17 protein-coding genes and 1 pseudogene are annotated in these 22,592 nt (G+C 72.8%); 10 read left to right on the forward strand and 8 right to left on the reverse strand.

Features of this window, described 5'->3' with window-relative positions:
- The first annotated feature begins 30 nt into the window (after window positions 1-30).
- Window positions 31-1,644: a FadD3 family acyl-CoA ligase gene (locus VT52_RS27955; RefSeq protein ID WP_046426395.1), complete on the forward strand. Its 1,614-nt coding sequence runs from the start codon at window positions 31-33 to the stop codon at window positions 1,642-1,644.
- A 106-nt stretch (window positions 1,645-1,750) separates the two neighbouring features.
- On the opposite strand, the gene VT52_RS27960 is transcribed toward VT52_RS27955, so the two are convergent.
- Together VT52_RS27960 and afsR are read right to left on the reverse strand one after the other, a co-directional pair.
- The gene (locus tag VT52_RS27960) at window positions 1,751-1,966 is read right to left on the reverse strand and encodes a hypothetical protein (RefSeq protein WP_046426392.1); all 216 of its coding nucleotides are present in this window, start codon (window positions 1,964-1,966) and stop codon (window positions 1,751-1,753) included.
- 212 nt (window positions 1,967-2,178) lie between these two features.
- Entirely contained in the window at window positions 2,179-5,145 is a 2,967-nt protein-coding gene (afsR, locus tag VT52_RS27965) for an SARP-family global regulator AfsR (RefSeq protein WP_046426390.1), read from the reverse strand.
- Window positions 5,146-5,333: 188 nt separating this feature from the next.
- Between afsR and VT52_RS27970 the strand changes: the two genes are divergently transcribed.
- The 6 genes from VT52_RS27970 to VT52_RS27995 all read left to right on the forward strand — a co-directional run bounded on the left by VT52_RS27970 (window position 5,334) and on the right by VT52_RS27995 (window position 12,692).
- Window positions 5,334-6,569 (forward strand): amidohydrolase family protein, encoded by a 1,236-nt coding sequence (locus VT52_RS27970; RefSeq protein WP_046426388.1) that lies wholly within the window; start codon window positions 5,334-5,336, stop codon window positions 6,567-6,569.
- Window positions 6,551-7,492 carry a TIGR03619 family F420-dependent LLM class oxidoreductase gene (locus VT52_RS27975; RefSeq protein WP_046426386.1) on the forward strand — a complete coding sequence of 314 codons (942 nt, stop codon included), beginning with the start codon at window positions 6,551-6,553 and terminating at the stop codon, window positions 7,490-7,492. The genes VT52_RS27970 and VT52_RS27975 overlap by 19 nt, the downstream gene beginning before the upstream one ends.
- A gap of 11 nt (window positions 7,493-7,503) precedes the next feature.
- Entirely contained in the window at window positions 7,504-8,274 is a 771-nt protein-coding gene (locus VT52_RS27980; protein ID WP_046426383.1) for an SDR family NAD(P)-dependent oxidoreductase, read from the forward strand.
- A gap of 115 nt (window positions 8,275-8,389) precedes the next feature.
- Window positions 8,390-9,508 (forward strand): LLM class flavin-dependent oxidoreductase, encoded by a 1,119-nt coding sequence (locus VT52_RS27985; protein ID WP_079175320.1) that lies wholly within the window; start codon window positions 8,390-8,392, stop codon window positions 9,506-9,508.
- A gap of 11 nt (window positions 9,509-9,519) precedes the next feature.
- Complete coding sequence (locus tag VT52_RS27990) at window positions 9,520-11,250, forward strand: N-acyl-D-amino-acid deacylase family protein (protein WP_046426379.1); 1,731 nt, start codon at window positions 9,520-9,522, stop codon at window positions 11,248-11,250.
- Complete coding sequence (locus VT52_RS27995; protein WP_046426378.1) at window positions 11,247-12,692, forward strand: aldehyde dehydrogenase family protein; 1,446 nt, start codon at window positions 11,247-11,249, stop codon at window positions 12,690-12,692. The genes VT52_RS27990 and VT52_RS27995 overlap by 4 nt, the downstream gene beginning before the upstream one ends.
- A 15-nt stretch (window positions 12,693-12,707) precedes the next feature.
- On the opposite strand, the gene VT52_RS28000 is transcribed toward VT52_RS27995, so the two are convergent.
- The 3 genes from VT52_RS28000 to VT52_RS28010 form a co-directional block, all read right to left on the reverse strand.
- Window positions 12,708-13,598: a YwqG family protein gene (locus VT52_RS28000; protein WP_053055676.1), complete on the reverse strand. Its 891-nt coding sequence runs from the start codon at window positions 13,596-13,598 to the stop codon at window positions 12,708-12,710.
- Window positions 13,599-13,650: 52 nt separating this feature from the next.
- Window positions 13,651-14,043 (reverse strand): nitroreductase/quinone reductase family protein, encoded by a 393-nt coding sequence (locus VT52_RS28005; protein ID WP_046426376.1) that lies wholly within the window; start codon window positions 14,041-14,043, stop codon window positions 13,651-13,653.
- A gap of 100 nt (window positions 14,044-14,143) precedes the next feature.
- On the reverse strand, window positions 14,144-16,069 hold the full coding sequence (locus VT52_RS28010; RefSeq protein ID WP_420856314.1) for a CehA/McbA family metallohydrolase: 1,926 nt from the start codon (window positions 16,067-16,069) through the stop codon (window positions 14,144-14,146).
- 122 nt (window positions 16,070-16,191) lie between these two features.
- Between VT52_RS28010 and VT52_RS28015 the strand changes: the two genes are divergently transcribed.
- Window positions 16,192-18,780, forward strand: coding sequence for a bifunctional FO biosynthesis protein CofGH (locus VT52_RS28015; RefSeq protein ID WP_046426373.1), 2,589 nt, complete (start codon window positions 16,192-16,194; stop codon window positions 18,778-18,780).
- 89 nt (window positions 18,781-18,869) lie between these two features.
- The gene (locus VT52_RS28020) at window positions 18,870-19,436 is read left to right on the forward strand and encodes a hypothetical protein (RefSeq protein WP_046426371.1); all 567 of its coding nucleotides are present in this window, start codon (window positions 18,870-18,872) and stop codon (window positions 19,434-19,436) included.
- Here VT52_RS28020 and VT52_RS28025 read toward each other — a convergent pair.
- The 3 genes and pseudogenes from VT52_RS28025 to VT52_RS28035 form a co-directional block, all read right to left on the reverse strand.
- Window positions 19,429-19,956 carry a DUF2165 domain-containing protein gene (locus VT52_RS28025; protein WP_046426369.1) on the reverse strand — a complete coding sequence of 176 codons (528 nt, stop codon included), beginning with the start codon at window positions 19,954-19,956 and terminating at the stop codon, window positions 19,429-19,431. The genes VT52_RS28020 and VT52_RS28025 overlap by 8 nt on opposite strands.
- A gap of 278 nt (window positions 19,957-20,234) precedes the next feature.
- Entirely contained in the window at window positions 20,235-20,423 is a 189-nt protein-coding gene (locus VT52_RS28030; protein ID WP_046426366.1) for a DUF397 domain-containing protein, read from the reverse strand.
- Window positions 20,420-21,233: pseudogene (locus VT52_RS28035) on the reverse strand (helix-turn-helix domain-containing protein). Before VT52_RS28035 ends, VT52_RS28030 begins: the two are co-directional and overlap by 4 nt.
- A gap of 468 nt (window positions 21,234-21,701) precedes the next feature.
- On the opposite strand from VT52_RS28035, the gene VT52_RS28040 reads away from it, so the two are divergent.
- Window positions 21,702-22,556, forward strand: a complete 855-nt coding sequence (locus tag VT52_RS28040) for a DNA-binding protein (protein ID WP_046426364.1) — start codon at window positions 21,702-21,704, stop codon at window positions 22,554-22,556.
- The last annotated feature ends 36 nt before the right edge of the window (window positions 22,557-22,592 follow it).

Here is a 22,592-nt window from a genome sequence, read left to right on the forward strand (position 1 = left end):
TATGGATCCGCGCGGTCGGGGAGGCCGGTCATGGGCGAGTGGCACACCATCCCTGCCCTGGTGCGATGGTCGGCCGTACGGTACGCGGACCACGAGGCCGTGGTGGAGGGCCGTACCCGGATCACCTACGCCGAGTTGGGCGCGCGCGTCGAACGCGCGGCGGCCGCCTGCCTGGCGAGCGGGGTGGTGACCGGTGACCGGGTGGCCGTGTGGGCCCCCAACTCCCTCGACTGGATCGTCGCGGCGCTGGGCGCGGTGTCGGCGGGCGGGGTCCTGGTGCCGCTGAACACCCGTCTCAAGGGCGGCGAGGCGGTGGACGTGCTGCGCGCGAGCGGGGCGCGGCTGCTGTTCGTGACGGGGCCGTTCCTCGGCACGTCGTACGTGGCGGCGCTGCGCGGCGCGGCGGCTTCCCCCGCCGGACCGGGTCCGCTGCCGGCTGTCCCGTCGTTGCGGGAGGTGGTGGTGCTGTCCGGGGAGGCGCCGCCGGAGTTTCGCACGTGGCGGGAGTTCTCGGCGTCGGGACGGGAGGTCGGAGCGGCCGGAGTCGCCCGCCGCTCATCCGCTCTGCGCGGCGACTCGGTGTCGGACGTCGTCTTCACCTCGGGGACGACGGGCCGGCCCAAGGGCGTGGTGGTCACTCACGGCCAGACGCTGCGGGCGTACGAGACCTGGGCGGATCTGGCGGGGCTGCGGGCCGCGGACCGCTACCTGATCATCAACCCCTTCTCCCACACCTTCGGTTACAAGGCCGGGGTGCTCGCGTGTCTGATGCGCGGGGCGACGATGATCCCGCAGCCGGTGTCCGACGTGGACACGACGCTGGCCCGCATGACGGCGGAACGCGTCTCCGTCCTCCCCGGACCCCCGACCCTCCACCAGTCCCTCCTGGACCACCCCGCCCGCGCCGCCCACGACCTCTCCGCCCTGCGGCTGGTGGTGACCGGCGCGGCGGTGATCCCGCCCCGCCTGGTGGAACGCCTGCGCACGGAACTGGGCGTCGGTACGGTCCTCACCGCCTACGGCCTCTCGGAGGCGACCGGGATGGTCACGATGTGCAGGCGCGGCGACGACCCGGCGGTGGTCGCGGCGACGTCGGGACGGGCGATCCCCGGGGTGGAGGTGCGGGTGGTGTCCGCGGCCGGCACGCCGGTCCCCGCCGGATCACCGGGCGAGATATGGGTGCGCGGCTTCAACGTCATGCGCGGCTACGACGCGGACGGGCCGGCCACGGCGGAGGCGATCACACCGGAGGGCTGGCTGCGCACGGGCGACATCGGGGTGCTGGACACGGCGGGCAACCTGCGGGTGACGGACCGCCTGAAGGACATGTTCACCGTCGGCGGCTTCAACGCCTACCCCGCCGAGATAGAGCGGCTGCTCTCCACCCACCCGGAGGTGGCCGACGCCGCCGTGGTGGGCGTCCCCCACCCCCGCCTCGGCGAGGTCCCCAAGGCCTACGTCGTCCGCCGCCCCGGCTCCCGCCTCACCGCCACCGCCCTGATCACCTGGTCCCGCCACGAGATGGCGAACTACAAGGTGCCCAGGGAGGTCGAGTTCGTCGCGGAGCTGCCGAGGAACGCGGGCGGGAAGGTGCTGAAGGAGGATCTGCGGGGGCGCGCCCCGGACGACCCGTCCGGGCGGTGATCCGGCGGCCGGCGCCGCGCGCCGCACCCCGGCGCCCCCGGACACACCTCGGCCGCGACGGCTCCCCCTCCGCGCCGCCGCGGCCGATCCCCGTTCGGGAGATGGTCTAGCTGGGGTCGGACGTGATGTGGGTGTTGAGCGGCTCCACCGTCGCACCGGCCTCGGCGTCCGTGATGTGGGTGTTGAGGGGCTGCACCGCCGTGCCCGCCTCGGCGTCCGTGATGTGGGTGTTGAGGGGCTGCACCGCCGTGCCCGCCTCGGCGTCCGTGATGTGGGTGTTGAACGGCTTGACGGTCGCCTCGCCCTTGGTGGTGTCGCTCATCAGGTGCTCCCCTTGGAAATCGTGTTGCAGCTGGGCGGGCCCATCCGGTCACTCCCCCGAGTCCGACCGGATGGGCCGCTGGAGCCGCCACTCTAGATCGCGAGCCTGGCGGCCTCACCGACGGTCCGTCCGCCCCCCGACGCGACGGCCCGATACCCAGGAGAATGCCCGAGGGCGATAAACGAACGATGAACGCGGAAACGGACCGCGCGTCAGGCCGCCGCGGCCGGCGCCAGCAGGAGGTGTACTTCCGCCGCCTCCGGCGAGTCCAGCCGCTCGTAGATCTCCAGTGCGTCGCGCCAGCAGACCTGGGCCCTGCCGGTGTGGCCGATCCCGGTCAGGGCCTTGCCGAGCACGGTCAGCACATTGCCGCGGCGCCATTCGCCACCGATGTCCCTGAGCTGGCTGAGGGCCAGCTCGGCGTGGGCGGCGGCCTGGGCGGGGCGCTGGGCGAGCAGGTCCACCTCGGCGAGCCGGAAGAGGGTCATCCCCTCCCACAGCCGCTGCCGGCTGACCCGGAAGACCGGCAGGGCCTGACCGAGATGCGCGGCGGCGTCCTCCAGCCGGCCGCTCCTGCCCAGGGCCAGCCCGAGGGCGTAGTGGCCGTTGGCGGCCTTGAGGGAATGTCCGAGCTCCTCGTACGTGTCGGTGCCCTGCCGGGCGAGATGCACCGCGCTGTCGGCCCGTTCGGTCTGCAGGTGCAGCCGGGAGAGGTTGCACAGCGCCGCGGCGGCGCCGGAGAGGTCACCGCAGGCGCGGAACTCCCTGATGGCCCGCTCCAGGTACTCCTCGCCCTCGGCGTAACGACTCTGGTAGAAGCAGAACGCGCCGAGGATGTTCGCCGCCCAGCAGCAGGGGAGCGGGTCGTCGGCCGCCTCCGAGAGGGCGAGCGCCTGCCTGGCCTCCTCGTCGGCCAGGGTGAACTGTCCCGACCAGTGGCGTGCGTTGGCCAGGACGAGGACGGCCCGGCCCTCGGCCCGGCCGTCGCGGGCGGCATGGGCGGCGTCGCGCAGGGCGGCACCGGCGGCCTCGTACTCCTTGAAGTTCGCGCCCGACTCCGCGAGATCGACCGCCGCCCAGAGCAGGTCGACCGCGCGGCGCAGCGTGGTGCCGTTCGACGACTGTCTCACGCAGGCCAGGAGCGGTACCGCCTCGGAGTACAGCCAGTCCTGTGCGGTGCGCCGGTCGGGGAAGACCAGCCCGGGGACGCGGGTCGGCTCCAGGTGATCCACCAACCGGTCCCCGGGCCGCTCGATCGCGTACACCCCCGCCGCCGTCGCCAGATAGAAGTCCAGCAGTCTCGACAGCGCCGCCCCCCTCTCGCTCGGCGGCTGTTCGTCCCGTTCCGCGCAGGCGCGGGCGTAGAGGCGCACCAGGTCGTGGAAGCGGTAGCGGCCGGGGGCGGCGGACTCCAGCAGGGAGGCGTCGACCAGGGACTCGAGGAGGTCCTCCGTGGACTCCGGGGGGAGGTCGAGGACCGCGGCCGCGGCGGCCAGGGAGATGTCGGGGCCGTCGGCGAGGCCGAGGAGGCGGAAGGCGCGGGCCTGGTCGCGGTCGAGCTGGCCGTAGCCGAGTTCGAAGGTCGCCTTCACCGCGAGGTCGCCGGCCTGCAGCTCGTCCAGCCGGCGCCGCTCGTCCGCGAGCTTCGCGGCGAGCACCGAGACCGTCCAGGTGCGGCGTGCCGCGAGGCGGGAGGCGGCGATGCGGATGGCGAGGGGCAGGAAGCCACACGCGGCGACGACGTCGAGCGCGGCGTCCCGCTCGGGGGTCACCCGCTCCGCCCCGACGATCCGGGTGAACAGCGCCAGCGCCTCGTCGGGGGACATCACGTCCAGGTCCACCAGATGTGCCCCGGCGAGCCCCACCATCCGCATCCGGGACGTGACCAGCGCCGCGCACCCCTCCGTGCCGGGCAGCAGCGGCCGTACCTGCGCCGCGTCCTTCGCGTTGTCCAGCAGGACGAGGACCCGGCGGCCGTCGAGGACGGAGCGGTACAGCGCCGCACGTTCCTCCAGGGAGTCCGGGATCGCCGAGTCCGCCGTGCCGAGGGCGCGCAGGAAGGAGCCGAGGACCGTCTCCGGTTCGGCGGGGCGGGAGCCGGCGCCCTGCAGGTCGACGTAGAGCTGGCCGTCCGGGAAGGAGGTCCGGGCCCGGTGCGCGACATGCACCGCGAGCGTCGTCTTGCCGACGCCCCCGATGCCCGCCATCGCGGAGACCGCCATCACGCTGCCCTCCGTCTCCGTGGCCGACGCCAGCACCGCGCTGAGCTCGTCCACGAAGGCGGAACGACCCGTGAAGTCCGGTACGGACGCGGGCAGCTGGGCCGGCCGCACCGGCGCCGCGGGCGGCTCCGCGACCGGCGCGGAGGGCTCCGCGAGGGCCGGGTCGGCCCGGAGGATGCGCTGCTGGAGCTCGCGCAGCCCGGGGCGCGGGTCGACGCCCAGTTCCTCGGCGAGCAGGCGGCGCGTGTCGGCGTACACGGCCAGCGCCTCCGCCTGCCGCCCGCTGCGGTAGAGGGCCAGCATCAAAAGCTCGCGCAGCCGCTCCCGCAGGGGGTGCGCCGCGGTGAGCGCCGTCAGCTCCGACACCGCCTCCGCGTGGCAGCCCTGCTCCAGGTCCATGTCGAGCCGGGACTCCAGCAGGCCGAGCCGCCACTCCTCCAGGCGCACCCGCTGCGTCTCCGCGTAGGGCCCGGGTACCCCGGCGAGCGGTTCGCCGTCCCACAGGTCCAGCGCCTCGCCGAGCAGCGCGCGGGCCCGGGTCAGATCCCCGGTGCCGCGCGCCTTCTCCGCCTCCGCGCCCAGGTCCTGCGCCCGTACGAGGTCCAGCGCGCCCTCGCCGAGCCCGCGCACCGCGTACCCGCCGGACTCGCTCACCAGCACACCGGAGTCCAGGACCTTGCGCAGCCGGGACGCGTACGTGCGCACGGCCGCGAGCGCCTGCGACGGCGGCTCGGGTCCCCACAGCGCGTCGATCAGCTCCGCCGCCGTGGCCGTACGGCCCTCGCGCAGCAGCAGGGCGGCCAGCAGGGCCCGCTGCTGGGGGGAGCCCGTGTTCAGGGCCTCCTCGCCGCGCCAGGCCCGCACCGGACCGAGCACGCCGAACCGCAGCGCCCCCGGTTCCGCGCTTCTCGCGGAGCCGGGACGCCGCTGCTCAGGCACTCGCGGCCGACCGTCCATGCGTTCGCCCCCTAGGCATCACAGACAACCCCGTCAGTTTGCCTTGTTCCGGGTGGTTGCGTCAGCCGTGCGAGACGCCGATCACAGACCGCCGGACGGCAGTCCACAAACCCCTCACACGCTCTGCGCACACATCGGGCGCCCCCACGTAGCTGACGCTCCGTCAGATCAGCGCTACCGTGGGCGCCATGGACACCCACGCGAGCACGTTTCCGCTGATCATCTCCGTGGACGACCACACCGTGGAACCGGCCGGCGTCTGGCAGGACCGGCTGCCGGCCCGCTACCGGGACACGGCCCCCCGTATCGTGCGCGCCCCGCTCAAGGAGATGACGTTCCTCGGTGGCCGCTTCCGGCCGGTCATGGGTGAGCCGGGCGACGAGGGCCCGCTCGGCGACTGGTGGGTCTACGAGGACCTGCGCCGGCCCCTCACCCGCCTCGACACCGCCGTGGGCGTCGACCGCGACGAGGTCAGGCTGGAGGTCATCACCTACGAGCAGATGCGTCCGGGTTCGTACGACGTACCCGCCCGGCTCGCCGACATGGACCTCAACCACGTGCAGTCCGCGCTGTGTTTCCCGACCTTCCCCCGCTTCTGCGGCCAGACCTTCACCGAGGCCCGCGACCGCGAGCTGGCCCTGCTCTGCGTGCGCGCCTACAACGACTGGACGGTGGAGGAGTGGTGCGGGCCCGACGCGCGCGGCCGGCTGATACCGCTGGCCCTCATCCCCTTGTGGGACCCGGAGCTGGCCGCCGCCGAGGTACGGCGCAACGCGGCGCGCGGGGTGCGGGCCGTCGCCTTCTCCGAGATCCCCCCGCACCTCGGCCTGCCCTCCGTGCACACCGACGCCTGGGACCCCTTCCTCGCCGCCTGCGACGAGACCGGCACGGTCGTGGCCATGCACATCGGCTCCAGCAGCCGGATGCCGTCCACCTCCGCCGACGCCCCGCCCGCCGTCGGCTCCGTCATCACCTTCGCCAACTGCTGCTTCTCCATGGTCGACTGGCTGCTGAGCGGCAAGTTCGAACGCTTCCCGAACCTCCGGGTCATGTACGCCGAGGGCCAGATCGGCTGGATCCCGTACATCCTGGAACGCGCCGACGTGGTGTGGGAGGAGAACCGCGGCTGGGGCGGGGTCGCCGACAAGGTCACCCGCCCGCCGTCGGAGCTGTTCGCCGAGCACGTCCACGGCTGCTTCTTCGACGACGCCTTCGGCCTGCGCAACCTCGGCTCCATCGGCCTCGGCAACGTCCTGTACGAGACCGACTACCCGCACTCCGACTCCACCTGGCCCAAGTCCCGCGAGGTCGGCGAGGCGCAGATGGGGCACCTCCCGGCGGACGTGGTGGAACGGATCGTGCGGGGCAACGCGATCGAACTGCTGGGGCTGACCCCGGACGGCCTGTGGCCGGGGCCCGCGTGAGCCTCACCCACGGCATCCAGCTGCCGGTGCAGTCGCAGAGCGGCCTCTTCGCCGAGGCGTGGGAGGCCGGGGCCGGGCCCGCCGACCTGGTGGCGGTCGCCCGCGCCGCCGACCGCGCCGGCTTCGGCTATCTGGCCTGCTGCGACCATGTGGCGATCCCGCGCCGGCTGGCCCCGGCCATGGGCACGGTCTGGTACGACCCGGTCGCCACCCTCGCCCACCTCGCCGCCGTCACCGAACGCGTCCGACTGCTCAGCCATGTCGCCGTGGTGGGTCTGCGCCACCCCCTTGTCACCGCCAAGCAGTACGCCACCCTCGACCACCTCTCCGGCGGCCGGCTGGTCCTCGGGGTGGGCGCCGGACACGTCCGGGAGGAGTTCGAGGCCGTGGGTGCCGAGTTCGAGCGGCGCGGCGCGCTCCTGGACGAGACGATCGACGCGCTGCGGGCCGCGCTCGGGCCCGAGGAGTACCCCGAACACCACGGTGAGCGCTACGACTTCGCCGGACTCGGCCAGCGTCCCCGTCCGGCGCGGCGGCACGTCCCGCTCTGGGTCGGCGGCTCGTCCCCCGCCGCCGTGCGCCGGGCCGCGCTGAAGGCGGACGGCTGGCTGCCGCAGGGGGACCCGCGCGGGCGACTGCCCGGACGGATCGCCCGCATCCGCCGACTGCGCGAGGAGGCCGCCCTGGACGGGGACTTCACCGTCGGCGCGATCACCGAGGCACTGTACGTGGGGGAGCCGGACTGGGACGTCGGGCCGCGCACCCTCACCGGGGCGCCCGAGGAGATCGCCGGGTCGCTGCGGGCCTACCCGGCGATGGGCGTGGACCAGATACAGGTGCGGTTCCGCAGCCGGAGCCGGGCCGAACTGATCGACCAGATCGGCGCGTTCGGGGAGAGCGTCGCGCCGCTGCTCACCGACTGACAGGGAGTGTCATGGGCAAACTGGACGGGCGGGTCGTCGTCGTCACCGGCGCGGCGCGCGGGCAGGGCGAGCAGGAGGCGCGGCTCTTCCGGGCGGAGGGCGCGCGGGTGGTCGTCACGGATGTGCTGGACGACCAGGGGGAGGCGCTGGCCGAGGAGATCGGGGCGCGCTACGTCCACCTGGACGTGGGCTCCGAGGAGGGCTGGCGGGCGGCCGTCGCGGCGGCCAAGGAGGCGTACGGGCGGATCGACGCTCTGGTCAACAACGCGGGCATCCTGCGCTTCAACGCCCTCGTGGACACCCCGCTGGAAGAGTTCATGCAGGTCGTGCGGGTCAATCAGGTCGGCTGCTTCCTGGGCGTCAAGACGGTGGCGCCGGAGCTGACGGAGGGCGGCACGATCGTCAACACCGCCTCCTACACGGCGCTGACCGGCATGGCGGCCGTGGGCACGTACGCGGCGACCAAGCACGCCATCCTCGGCCTGACCCGGGTGGCCGCGCTGGAGCTGGCCCCCCGCCGGATACGGGTCAACGCCATCTGTCCGGGCGCCATCGACACCCCCATGTCCAACCCGGCCCGCCTGGACCCGGGCGCCGACCCGGAGGAGCTGAACCGGGCGCTGGACGAGCTGTACCGCAAGCTGGTGCCGCTCGGCCGGGTGGGCCGGCCCGAGGAGGTGGCCCGCCTCGCGCTCTTCCTCAGCTGTGCGGACTCCTCCTACATCACCGGGCAGCCCTTCGTGATCGACGGGGGCTGGCTCTCGGGCGTGGGTATCGCATGAGGAGAGCCTGATGACTCGTCAGGTATTGACGGTCACGACGCCCGGTGCGACAGTCGGCCTCGATCTGACGATGTGTCAGCTCAGACTCCCTTCCTCTCTGGGACGGTGAACCGCCTTGGAATTCGGGCTCTTTGTACAGGGATACGTGGGCAAGCGCGCCGAGACCGACCCGCTCGCCGAGCACAAGGCGCTGATGGAGGAGACCGAGTACGTCATCCAGGCGGACCGGTCCGGCTTCAAGTACGCGTGGGCCTCCGAGCACCACTTCCTGGAGGAGTACTCCCACCTGTCCGCCAACGACGTGTTCCTGGGCTACCTGGCGCACGCCACCGACCGCATCCACCTCGGCTCCGGGATCTTCAACCCGCTCGCACCGGTCAACCACCCGGTGAAGGTCGCCGAGAAGGTCGCCATGCTCGACCACCTCAGCGAAGGCCGCTTCGAGTTCGGCAGCGGGCGGGGCGCCGGCAGTCACGAGATCCTCGGCTTCCTGCCCGGCATCACCGACATGAACCACACCAAGGAGATCTGGGAGGAGACCATCGCCGAGTTCCCGAAGATGTGGCTCCAGGACGAGTACGAGGGCTTCCAGGGCAAGCACTGGCAGCTCCCGCCGCGCAAGGTCCTGCCGAAGCCGTACGGGAAGTCGCACCCGGCGATGTGGTACGCGGCCGGTTCGCCGCCCTCGTACGCCATGGCCGCCAGGAAGGGGCTCGGCGTGCTCGGCTTCAGCATCCAGAAGGTCGCCGACATGGAATGGGTGCTGGAGCAGTACAAGACGGCGGTCGTGGACGCCGAGCCGGTGGGGGAGTTCGTCAACGACAACGTGATGGTGACGACGACGGCGATCTGCGCGCCGACCCACGCGGAGGCGATCGAGATCGCGGTGAACGGGGGGCTGCACTACCTGCCCTCGCTGGTCTTCCGCTACCACGACACCTTCCCGCGGCCCGAGGGCTTCCCCGTGTGGCCGCAGACCCTGCCCCCGTACACCCCGGAGTTCGTGGAGCTGCTGATCGAGGAGGAGCTGCTGATCTGCGGCGACCCCGCGGAGGTGCTGCGGCAGTGCGAGCGGTGGGAGCGGGCGGGCGCGGACCAGCTCAGCTTCGGGCTGCCGGTGGGGGTGCCGAAGGAGGAGACGCTCCAGACGATCAGGCTGATCGGGGAGCACGTGATCCCGGAGATCGACACGGATCCGGTGCACCGGACCTCGCGGTTCCGGCAGGCGGTCTGAGGGGGCGGGGCATGCTCGACCACGTCATCAAGGGCGCCACCGTCGTCGACGGCACCGGCCACCCCGCCTACGTCGCCGATGTCGGCGTCCGCGACGGCCGTGTCGCCGCCATCGGCCGGATCGACGCCGAGGCCCGCACCGCCGAGGACGCCCGAGGGCTCGTCCTCGCGCCCGGCTTCGTCGATCCGCACACCCATTACGACGCCCAGCTGTTCTGGGACCCGTACGCCACGCCCTCCCTCAACCACGGGGTGACGACCGTGGCCGCCGGGAACTGCGGGTTCACGCTCGCGCCGCTGCACCCCGGCCGCCCCGAGGACGCCGACTACACCCGGCGGATGATGTCCAGGGTGGAGGGCATGTCCCTGGTCGCGCTGGAGCGGGGGGCGCCCTGGAGCTGGCACTCCTTCGGGGAGTACCTCGATGCCCTGGAGGGGCGGACGGCGGTCAACGTCGGCTTCATGGTCGGGCATTGCGCGCTGCGCCGGTACGTCATGGGACCCGGGGCCGTCGGCGGGCAGCCGGACGAGGAGCAACTGGCGGCGATGGTGCGGCTGCTGCGCGAGGCCATGGACGCCGGCGCCTGGGGGCTGTCGACCACGCAGTCCCGTACGCACTCCGACGGGGACGGCCGGCCCGTCGCCTCCCGGCACGCGCGGCCCGCGGAGCTGCTCGCGCTGTCCCGGGCCGTCGGGGAGCACGAGGGCACACAGATCGAGGCGATCGTCGCCGGCTGCCTGGACCGGTTCAGCGACGCCGAGATCGACCTGCTGACCGAGATGAGCGCGGCCGCCGGACGCCCCCTGAACTGGAACGTCCTCACCATCGACGCGGCCGTGCCGGAACGCGTGCCCCGGCAGCTCGGCGCGAGCGAACGGGCCCGGAAGGCGGGCGGCCGGATCGTCGCCCTCACCATGCCGATCCTCACCCCGATGAACATGTCCCTCGGCACCTTCTGCGCCCTCAACCTCATCCCCGGCTGGGGCGAGGTCCTCGGCCTGCCCGTCCCCGCCCGCATCGAGCGGCTGCGGGACCCCGGCGTCCGGGCCGAACTGCTGCGCCGGGCCCGCTCCGAGGAGGCGGGCGTCTTCCGCCGGCTGGCGGACTTCGGGCGCTACGTCATCGGCGACACCTACAGCGAGGCCAACCGGGGCCTCGGCGGCCGGGTCGTACGGGACATCGCGCGGGAGCGCGGGCAGGATCCCTTCCAGTGCCTGGTGGAGATCTGCGCCGACGACCGGCTGCGCACGGTTCTATGGCCGATGCCCACCGACAACGACCCCGCGTCCTGGGCCCTGCGCGCCGAGACCTGGCGGCACGAGGACGTACTGCTCGGCGGCTCCGACGCGGGCGCCCACCTGGACCGGATGTGCGGGGCGCCGTACACCACCCGCTTCCTCGGGGACTGCCTGCGCGGGCGCAAGCTGGTGGGGCTGGAGCAGGCCGTGAAGATGCTGACCGACGACCCGGCGCGGCTGTTCGGGCTCCGCGAACGCGGGCAGATCCAGCGGGGCTGGCACGCCGACCTCGTCCTCCTGGACCCGGAGCGGATCGACGCGGGGCCGGCCCGTCTGGTGCACGACCTGCCGGGGGACAGCCCCCGGCTGGACTCGCGGGCGATCGGGGTGCGGGCCGTATGGGTCGGCGGGGTGGAGGCGATCCGGGACGACGTGGTGAGCGGGGCCGTGCCGGGCAGGGTGCTGCGTTCGGGGCGGGACACGCGGACGGTGGGCACCCGGTGAACGAGAGGCTCTTCATAGGAGGGGAGTGGGCCGAGCCGGACCTGGGCCACTACCCGGTCACCGACCCCGCCACCGAGGAGACCGTCGGCCTCGCCCCCGAGGCCTCGCCCGAGCAGGTCCGGGCGGCCTGCGCGGCGGCCCGCGAGGCGTTCGGGTCCTGGTCGCGGACCCGCCCCGGGGAACGGGCGGCGCTGCTCGGCCGCGCGGCGGAGATCATCCGGGCGCGCCTGGTGCCCTACGCCGACCTGGCCCGCGCCGAGACGGGGGCCACCACGGCCACCGCCCGCGCCCTCCAGGTCGGCGTGGCCGCCGCCCGCTTCCGCCGCTACGCCCGGGAGGAGCCCGCCGAGTGGCCCGTCCCGCCGCAGGTCAACGAGGCCGGGCCGATGGGCGGGGCGGCCGTCGTGAGCGCGCTGGCGGTACGGCAGCCGGTGGGCGTCGTCACCTGCGTCACCTCCTACAACAACCCCTGGGCCAACTCCGCGGGCAAGATCGCCCCCGCCCTCGCCATGGGCAACACGGTCGTGGTCAAACCCGCCCCGCAGGACCCCCTCTGCGTCTACCGGATGGCCGAGGCGCTGGAGGAGGCCGGGGTGCCGCGCGGTGTGCTGAACGTCGTCTCCGGCCGTGCCACCGCGGTCGGCGAGGCGGCGGTGGCCTCGCCCGACGTCGACATGGTCAGCTTCACCGGCTCCACCGCCGTAGGCCGGCGCATCGCCGAGGTGTGCGGCCGGCACATGAAGCGGCAGCTGATGGAACTGGGCGGCAAGGGCGCCGCGCTGGTGTTCGCCGACGCCGACCTCTCCTCCGCCGTCGCGGGCATCGGCACCACCTTCTCCTTCTACAGCGGCCAGATCTGCACCGCCCCCACCCGGGTCCTGGCGCAGCGCCCGGTCTACGACCGTCTGGTGGAACAACTGGCCGCCTACGCCGACCGCTTGACGATCGGCGATCCCCGCGACCCGGCCACGGTCGTCGGCCCGCTCATCTCCGCCGAGCACCGGGCCCGCGTGGAGTCGTACGTCGAACTGGGCCGGAAGGAGGGCGCGGTGGTCGCGGCCGGGGGCGCGCGACCCGCCCTGGAGAAGGGGTTCTACGTCTCTCCGACCCTCCTCGCGGACTGCACGAGCGACATGCGGGTGGCCCGGGAGGAGATCTTCGGCCCGGTGGTCTGTGTGATCCCCTTCGACGACGAGGACGAGGGCGTCGCCCTGGCCGGCGACTGCGACTACGGGCTCGTCGACTACGTCTGGTCCGCCGACGTCCCCCGCGCCTTCCGCGTCGCCCGCCGCCTGCGCGCCGGCGGGGTCGGCATCAACACCGTCGCCCGCAACATGGAGGCCCCCTTCGGCGGCTTCGGACAGAGCGGAGTGGGCCGCGACGTGGGCGTGTACGCCCTGCACGCCTACAGCGAGGTGCAGGCGATCGTCTGGCCGGGGTGAGCGGCTCCGGTGCGTTCACTGGGTGAAGAAGGACGCCGGGTGCCGGGGGTCCGCGGCGCAGACGAAGAGGCCCCCGTGGCCGCCCCGGCCTACGGTCATGCCGACCGGCTCGCGGGACGGGTCGTCGGTCCCGTCCGCCGGCTCCCGCTCGCGGTCCTCCAGCGGGCGGAACCGGTGCGGCTCGCCGTCGGGTCCCCACGAGCCCGGCCACCACTCGGCGGTGTCGAACTGGAGGAACAGCTCCAGCGGCGCCCGGCACGTGCCGCACTCCAGGGCGTCCGGCCGGTCCGTGGTGCACCAGTTCATGAAGCCGCCGAGCTTGTGACCGGGGACGGTGGTGAGGTCGTCCGGCAGGTCCCGTTCCGCCAGCCAGGCACGGAAGCGCCCGGCGAGAGCGGGCGGCAGCTCCTCGTCGCTGGGGTAGTCGGTGATCCGCTCCGGGTGCAGGACGCAGGCGCGCGGGATCATGTCCGGCCCGTGGTCCCAGTGCTCCTCGGGGTCCGGCTGCTCGGTGAGCGGGTCGGCGACCGTGCCGGCCCGGCGCCAGTGGAGGCGGCAGGCCTGGCCCCAGCCCGCCGGGTGCGGCTGCTCGTGCCACTCCGGGCACCACAGCAGCTGGACGAGGTCCGTGCCCTCGGGGAAGCGGAGTTCGGGGAAGTCCGCGGCCGTCAACTGGGCCACCGCGACCAGGGGCAGTGTGTACGCCCGGCCGTTGATGTCCCGGTGCTCGGCGCACTCCGGCCACGCCTCGGCGGCCGGCCACAGCAGGGGCCCGCCGATGTGGCTGTCGTGCGGCCCCGGGGTGCCGCGGCGCGGGTGCAGCCGGACGGTGGGGCGGCCGTGCGGCAGCAACTCCGGGAAGTCACGGGCGGGTTCGACGGCGGACGGCGCGGTGGTGAGCTTCACCGGGGCAGTCTTCCCGCCGCCGGTCCGCCGGGTCCACCCGGCCGGCCGGCGGTCAGTCCGCCAGGTCCACCCGGATGGTCAGCAGATCCGTCCCGAGGGCCCGCACCGCCGTGCTGTTGAGCCGGGGCAGCTCCCGCAGCCGGGCCCGCGGATCGTCGTCCGGCAGCAGGTGGGCGGTGCCGTGGTGCCACCGCCCGGCGATCCGCACCCGCACCCTGGGGTCGGCCTCGATGTTGCGCACGTACTGCGACCTGTGACCGAACTCGGACACCAGCCAGAACGCCCTGCCGACCCGCCGCCCGCCCACCGGCGTCCGCCGCGGCACCCCGGAGACCCGGCCGGTGGTCTCCAGTACGGTCTGCAGCGGCAGCCGCCGCAGCACCGGGTTCAGCCGGCGCTGAAAACCGGTCACGATGCGATGCTTGCGGTCCGCGCGGCTCGGCATCTTCCTCGGTCCCCTGTCTCCCCGCTGGGCTGCGGCGGTGATGGTGTGTCGGCTGCGTGCGGGGCCTGTGGTGCCCGGACCGGCCCCCTTCCACCACGTTTTAGCCTCCCCCGCGATCAGGGTCCGTGCAAGGGGGAGCGGGATGGGCACGTCTTCGGACGGCTACACGGTCAGGTCCGGCATGTCCGGGCAGGCGGGCGCGCTGGACGACGCGGGCGAGCACGCCGGGCACATACACCGGGCCGTCCAGCCGGCCCTGTGCTACACGCAGGACGCCCTCGGCGGGCCCGAGTCGAGCGCGGCGTTCAACGCCTTCGCCGCGGCCTGGCTGGACGAGGCCGCCACGCTGGAGTCGGGACTGCACGAGCTGGCCGACAAGGTACGGCTGGCCGAGCAGGCGTACCACGGCGGTGACCATACGGCGGCGACACGCGTCGCGAGCGTGACCATCGGTGGCCCGTCGGCCCTGACGGCCTACTGAGGGCGGGCCGATGACCGGATTCCCGGGAATCCTCCCGGACCCCTTCGGGGCGCTCGACACACCCGGCGGCCGCCGCTCCTGGCTGGCCGGCCTGGCCACGGGCATCCCCAAGGCCGGGAGCAGGAACGAACTGCTGGACCAGATCGACAGCGCCCTGCTCGCCTGCGCGCCGGTCGGCGACACCAGCGTGCTGGCCTCCAGCGCGGTGGCCGCCACGGGCCGCGCCGTGACGAGGATGAGCGAGGCGTTCCGCAGGCGGATGGTCACCGGGGCGTCGGCGGGCAGGGCGAGCCGCTCCCCGATGCCCGCCCGCTGACCCCGCCCGCCCGTGGCGGTGAGGGAGACCGTGACGTCCTTGGACTCGGCCACGTAGCAGCGGCCCGCGCGGATGCCCTCCTGGACCGCCTCCCGGCTCAGCTCGTCGGCGAGGACGACGGTCTGCGGGAGGCCGACCGCGTCCGGGTCGCGGTGGGCGTCGCTGTTGCCCATCGCCGGGAGCCAGGGGCGGCCCTGCCGCACCGATGCCACCAGGAGGTTGTCCCACTCGGCGAGCGTCACCTCGTCGTCGGGGGTGTAGGGGCCGTTCCACACCTCCACGGCGTCCGCCTCGGCGAAGCCGAACTTCCAGCCGCAGCCGACGCAGGTGGCGTGCGGGTGGGCCGGGACGACCAGGCCCCCGGCGCGGCGGATGTCGTGGGCGAAGCGGGCCCAGCGGTTGTCGCGGGCACGGTAGCGCCAGTCCACGAAGGTGCCGGGATCGGTGCCGAGCGCCACCACGTGCCCGTTGCGGGTGGTGATCTCCACACCGAGCATGATCAGCAGGTCGTCGCCGGCCTCGTCCGCCCAATGGGGGCGGGACGCATGGGTGTCGTGGTCGGAGGAGTTGATGAAGTCCAGGCCCGCCGCCCGTGCCAGGGCCGCGATCTCGGCGGGAGTGCGGCGGCCGTCGGAGTACCAGGAGTGCAGATGGCAGTCGCCCCGGTACCAGGCCCGGCCCCGGCCCCTGGCCCGGGGCGGCGGATACACCGGGCGGGGGGTCTCGCCGGGTTCGCCGTAGGTCAGAGTGATCGTCAGCTCGTACGCCAGTCCTCGCGGCGCCACCGTGTAGGGGCCCAGCGCGATGTGCCAGGTGCCCGCGCGCACCGGCCCCGGCACGTAGCCCGGGGTCGCGTCGTCGGCCCGTACGAAGAACTCCGTGCGGGCGCCGCCCGACCAGCCGCGGAAGCCCTTGCCGCCCAGCTCGGTGCCGTGCTGGTCGAAGAGGCCGATGTCGAGCGCGTCGCCCTGGGTGCCGGCCGGGACCGAGGGCCTGTCGTAGGTGTAGGAGACCCTGAACTCCCGCACCCCCGAGGGGACGTCGACCGGCACGTACACGAAGTCGGGGGCGCCGGGCGGCAGGGTGCCGCGCACCTTCCGGGTCTCCTGGCTCCGGCCGTCCGCCGCGGCGAGGTTCACGGTTCCCGATGTCAGGGCAGCGGCGGCGCCGGTCACGAACAGCGCGCGCCTGGCGATTCCCCGGGCGTGATCGTGCGTGTCGTCACACATGGGCCTCATTGTGCGGGCCGGACGTGAACTCCCCCAGAAGAAAAGGAGACCGGGCCACCGCCGTCGCGCGGCCGTCCCTCGTCCCCCGTCCGTACTGATCAACCCCTACGTATCGTGGAGGCATGACGACTCCCGCGACCCCCGGACCCGGCCGCCCCACCGAGAACTCCATGCGTCGCGCCCTCAAGCGTGCCCGTGACGGCGTCGCCCTCGACGTCTCCGAGGCCGCGGTGCTGCTCCAGGCCCGCGGCGAGGACCTGACCGGCCTCGCCGCCTCCGCCGCCCGGGTGCGTGACGCGGGCCTCGAACAGGCGGGCCGTCCCGGCGTCATCACCTACTCGAAGAGCGTCTTCGTCCCGCTGACCCGGCTGTGCCGGGACAAGTGCCACTACTGCACCTTCGTCACCGTGCCCGGCAAGCTCCGCCGGGCCGGCCACGGCATGTTCATGTCCCCGGACGAGGTCCTCGACATCGCCCGCAAGGGCGCCGCGCTCGGCTGCAAGGAAGCCCTGATCACCCTGGGCGACAAGCCCGAGGACCGCTGGCCCGAGGCCCGCGAATGGCTCGACGCGCACGGTTACGACGACACCATCGCCTACGTCCGCGCCATCTCCGTCCGCATCCTGGAGGAGACCGGCCTGCTGCCCCACCTCAACCCGGGCGTCATGAGCTGGACCGACTTCCAGCGCCTGAAGCCGGTCGCGCCGAGCATGGGCATGATGCTGGAGACCACGGCCACCCGCCTGTGGTCCGAGCCCGGCGGCCCGCACCACGGCTCCCCGGACAAGGAACCGGCCGTACGGCTGCGGGTCCTCGAGGACGCGGGCCGCTCCTCGGTGCCGTTCACCTCGGGGCTGCTGATCGGCATCGGCGAGACGTACGAGGAGCGCGCCGAGTCCCTCTTCGCGCTGCGCAAGGTCTCCCGCGCCTACCACGGCATCCAGGAACTGATCATCCAGAACTTCCGGGCCAAGCCGGACACCGCGATGCGCGGCATGCCGGACGCCGAACTGGACGAGCTGGTCGCCACCGTCGCCGTCGCCCGGCACATCATGGGGCCGACCGCCTGCCTCCAGGCCCCGCCGAACCTGGTCGAGGGCGAGTACGAGCGGCTGATCGGCGCCGGCATCGACGACTGGGGCGGTGTGTCGCCCCTGACCATCGACCACGTGAACCCCGAACGCCCCTGGCCCCAGATCGAGGAACTGGCGGGACGCTCCCGCGCGGCCGGCTTCGAACTGCGCGAACGCCTCTGCGTCTACCCGGAGTTCGTCCGCCGCGGCGAGCCCTGGCTGGACCCCCGCCTGCGCCCGCACGTCACCGCCCTCGCCGACCCGGAGACCGGCCTCGCCCGCCCCGACGCGCTCCCGGCCGGCCTGCCCTGGCAGGAGCCCGAGGACACCTTCACGCCCACCGGCCGCACCGATCTGCACCGCACCATCGACACCGAGGGCCGTACGGCCGACCGCCGTGACGACTACGACGAGGTGTACGGCGACTGGGACGCCCTGCGCGAGGCGGCCGCCCCCGGGATGGCGCCGCAGCGCATCGACACCGACGTACGCGAGGCCCTGCGCACGGCCGCCGACGATCCCACCCGGCTGACCGACGCCGAGGCCCTCGCCCTCTTCCACACGGACGGCCCGGCGCTGGACGCGCTGTGCCGGATCGCCGACGACGTGCGCAGGTCGGTGGTGGGCGACGACGTGACGTACATCGTCACCCGCAACATCAACTTCACCAATGTCTGCTACACCGGCTGCCGCTTCTGCGCCTTCGCCCAGCGCCGTACCGACGCCGACGCCTACACCCTCTCCCTCTCCCAGGTCGCCGACCGCGCCCAGCAGGCGTGGGACGTCGGCGCGGTCGAGGTGTGCATGCAGGGCGGCATCCACCCCGACCTGCCGGGCACCGCGTACTTCGACATCGCGAAGGCGGTCAAGGAGCGCGTCCCCGGCATGCATGTGCACGCCTTCTCCCCGATGGAGGTCGTGAACGGCGCCACCCGCACCGGCATGTCCGTCCGCGAATGGCTGACGGCCGCGAAGGAGGCGGGCCTCGACACCATCCCCGGCACGGCGGCGGAGATCCTGGACGACGAGGTCCGCTGGGTCCTCACCAAGGGCAAGCTGCCCGCGGCCACCTGGATCGAGGTCGTGAGGACGGCCCACGAACTGGGCATCCGCTCCTCCTCCACGATGATGTACGGCCATGTCGACCAGCCCCGCCACTGGCTGGGCCACCTGCGGACCCTGGCCGGCATCCAGCGGGAGACCGGCGGCTTCACCGAGTTCGTCACCCTCCCCTTCATCCACACCAACGCACCGGTCTACCTCGCCGGCATCGCCCGCCCCGGCCCGACCACCCGCGACAACCGAGCGGTGACGGCCATGGCCCGGCTCCTCCTGCACCCCTGGATCCCCAACATCCAGACGAGCTGGGTCAAACTCGGCACCGAGGGCGCGGCGGAGATGCTCCGCTCCGGCGCGAACGACCTGGGCGGCACCTTGATGGAGGAGACGATCTCCCGGATGGCGGGCTCGTCGTACGGCTCGTACAAGTCCGTCCGCGACCTGGTGGCCGTCGCGGAGGCGGCCGGCCGCCCGGCGAAGCCCCGTACCACCCTGTACGGCGAGGTGCCGCGGGAGCGGCAGCACGCGGCAGCGGCCTCCGACGGCCACCTGCCCGATCTGCTGCCGGTGCTCGACTGAGCACCGGGTACGGGGTGCGGGGACGACTGAGTACGATGATCCGACCCCCGGACCCTGTGGGGGACCCATAGCGGAGGAGATGCGTACCCGTGGCTGCCCGACTGCCCTCCTGGGCCTGGGTCTCCGGTCTGACGGTGGGGGCGACCGTGGCCGTCGTCGCCCTCGCCGTGCAGGCGGACCACGGGCCGCATCCCACGGCCGCGAGCGTGAAGCCGAGCACATCGGCGTCGGCGAGCACCCATGGGTCGGCGAAGCCGAAGCCGCCGGCGGGTCCGCCCGCGCTGCCGGCGGACTCGGGGGACGGCCGGAGGATCGTGTACTCGCTCGGGGCGAAGCGGCTGTGGCTGGTCGACGCGACCGGCAAGGAGACCAGGACGTTCGAGGTGTGGCCGGGGACGGTGCCCCCCGCGCCCGGCCGCTACTCGATCACGCTGCGCACCCAGTCCCTCAAGGGCTCGGACGGCGTGGAGATCGAACACGTCATGTACTTCACGAAGACGCAGGGCGTGAACATAGCCTTCTCCAACGCCCTGGACGGCGCCTCGCCGCCCCCGGCGGAGGGCAAGAAGCTGGGCGGCATCCGCATGCGCAAGCAGGACGGCGCCGCCCTGTGGGCCTTCGGCGATCAGGGCACGAACGTGGTCGTGGTCAAGTAGTGGGGGATTCCCCGCCGTTGCCCGGCAGGTGATTCACGATCAACGCCACCCCGCTGAGCAGGAAGACACGGGTGGCGGAATCCTCGCCGTTCCACGCCTTCGCCTGCCACATCGCGAACCACTCACCGCCGATCGCGATGAACCCGGCGCCGAACAGCAGCAGGAGCATCAACAGCCCATAGGTGGAAACGCGCCGCGCGAACGCGTCGTCGCGGCGCGCCGCCCACAGGTACGTGCCCCAGATCAGGACCAGCGCGGCCACCGTCTCCCACGCGATGATCAGGACGTAGGCGGTGTCCTGGAGCGCGGTGCTGGTGATCGCCCGCCACATCAGGTCGTGGTCCTTGAAGGTGCTGTCCATCGCCAGCACATGCCGCACGAACTGCTGGTTCGTCCCGAAGTCCGTGATGTTGCCGAACGCGACGAGGGCGATGTACAGCGCGAGTATCCCGGTGAGTACACCGGCGGCCAGTGCGTGACTGGAGAGTCTGGATCGCCGCGTGGGGTCGGTGGTGGTCATGGCTGGATTCTCCCCCGGCGGAAGGCGGGTTGGCGCGTGGCCATTGCGCCATCATGGAGAGGGGGCTCGGGGGAGGGGGGAAGGGCGCCGCAGTGGAGGGAGCTTCGTCCGCAGCGGCGAACCGGCCGCGTTCCGCGAGAACCTTGGACCTACCGCCCGAGGATGAACGCCATCGCATCCACGGCAACGGACTCCGCACCGCCCCCGGAGCCGACCGCCTCCGCCCGGCACCCCGCCCGGCGGCAGTGGAGTTCGGCCCGGGACGCGGTCCAGGCGCGTTACGCGGAGTGAACTGCGAACGCCACGAACTCCGTCCACGTGGCCTCGCCGACGGTGAGCCGGGCGCGGTCCTTGTCCTTGGAGTCGCGGACGTGGACGGCGGCTGGGGCGACGGCCACCTCGACGCAGTCGGGGCCCTCGTTGCTGCTGTAGCTGCTCTTGAACCACGTCAGAGTGTGGGTGCTCACGTCTCTTCTCCCAGTACCTTCTCGATGAACGCCAACGACTCCCGGGGCGGGAGAGCTTGCGCTCGGATGATCCCATAGCGGATCTCAAGAAGCCGGACTTCCTTGGGGATCGCTGATCAGCCGACTGTAGGTCTGTCCTTCCTCGTGGGCCACCGTTGTGCCGTCCTGGAGCATCAGCAGGCGGAAGGACCCGCCGATACCCGCATGGTCCTCTCGGGCGGTCGGCATCACCTGGATCTCGACGTGCCTCAACTCGGACATCTCCAGAAGGTGTTCCAGTTGCCTCCGCAGCACCGCCCGGCCGCCGATGGGACGCCGCAGGGTCACCTCTTCCTGTACGAAGGTGATCGACGGCCTCGGCACCCGCTCGAAGACCACCTGTCGTGCCAGGCGAGCACCGACGAGGTTGTCGATCTCCTCCTCTGTGTACGACGGGCGCCGGATGTTGTACAGAGCCCTCGCATACTCTGGGGTCTGCAACAGGCCATGAACGTAGCGGTCGGCGTAGGCGCTCAGCTCGACCGACCCGTCCTCCAGCTTCTTCAAGTCCCGGACACTCTTCGGGTACCGGGCCTTCTCCACGTCCTCCCTCATCGCGGACAACTTCCCGCCCGCACCGACCGCTTCGTCGGCCGCGTCCAGGAACTCGGGCTTGGGAGCTCGCCGTCCGCGTTCCACGGACGAGACCATCTCCTCGCTGTACCCGATGCGCGCGCCCAACTCCCCTTGCCGCAGCCCGGCCGCCTCGCGCCACAGCTTGATCTGCCGCCCGACCGCCTTGAGCACGGCCGCGGCCTCTTCGTCCTCCACGCTCACCCTCCGCGCGTTCCATGTCACGCCCAGGCTAGGGAGAGTCCGCACGTCGGATGGCTGGATCGGAAGAAATCACCTTCGGGGGTCCACCCGTGTGAGGAGCCGACCGCCTGCACCTTCATCGCCTGTCGTCCCCCGGTCGCTTGACCGGGGCCTCGGGCTCCGCGACCCGGTGGACCGGGAGGCGGCGGTCGGGGCCGCCTGGGGGTACGGCTCGTACCGGGACGCGGTGGTCCATGACCCGGTGGTGCGCGACCCCAAAACCCAAAGAACCGGGGAAAGAACCGAACCCACCCCCACCGCCCCCGTCACTCACTCGGCGGAGTGAATATGCCAGACGAAACTGGCGTGGCGGGGCATTTGTGGTGCAGCGTCAGCGATGACAACCCGCCGACATGCGTCGGCCCTCGCCGGGACTGGCATCCCGATGCGAGGGCCTGATCACCAAGGAATCGACCCTTCCCCGTGACTGACAAGCAGCGTAACGCGCCCTCGCGTCCCAAGTCCCGCCATTCGTCGGGCGTCACCCATGTGAATGAGCCGCACTACGACAACTTCACCGTGGTCGGCAATCACCTGGCCCAGCATCCGGAACTGTCGCTGACGGCGATCGGCTTGGCCACGCACATCCAGTCGTTGCCCGAGGGCACCCCGATCGGCATCAAGGCGCTGGCGGCGAAGTTCCGCGAGGGCGAGATCCGAATCGCGGCGGCGCTGCGGGAGCTGGAAGAACACGGATACCTCGCGCGCCCCAGGGAGCGTCTTCAATCGGGACAAGTGAGGACCCGGGCGATCTCGTACAACAAGCCCCGCAGCGCGGTGCGAGCGGCAGCGGCGCCACTTGCCGAGCCTGAGCACGGGCTGGCTGCCACGCCCGAGCCCGATCCCGTGCCCCCGCCCGCGCCCGTGGCGGTGCCCGCGTCCGCTCCTGAGCCGCCTCCGGCACCGGACCGGCCTACACCGGCGGCCGATCTCCTCGCGGGCCTGCGCGCCCACGACCCACGGCTTCTGCTGGCGGAACGAGACGTGCACCGGCTGACTCCGGCCGTCACCGAGTGGCTGGAGCGAGGCGTGCCGCCGACGGTGATCACCCACTCACTGACGTCGGGCCTACCCCAGGACCCGATCAAACACCCGGCAGCCCTCCTCTCCCACCGCCTTGCCACCCAACTCCCCCCACACATCCCAGTCCCGCCCGCTCACGCCGCCACGGCCCATCGCCCGGCTCCCCTCCAAACCTGCGACGGCTGCGATCGGGCATTCCGCGCACCCGAACCCGGCCGCTGCCGCGACTGCCGTACGTCCGCGGCGGTGGCATGAGGACGGGGGCGGGACCGGCGACGAGCGTCGCGCCAC

Origin of the sequence: Streptomyces malaysiense, assembly GCF_000980885.2 — a bacterium.
In the GTDB taxonomy this organism is placed as follows: Bacteria; Actinomycetota; Actinomycetes; order Streptomycetales; family Streptomycetaceae; genus Streptomyces; species Streptomyces malaysiense.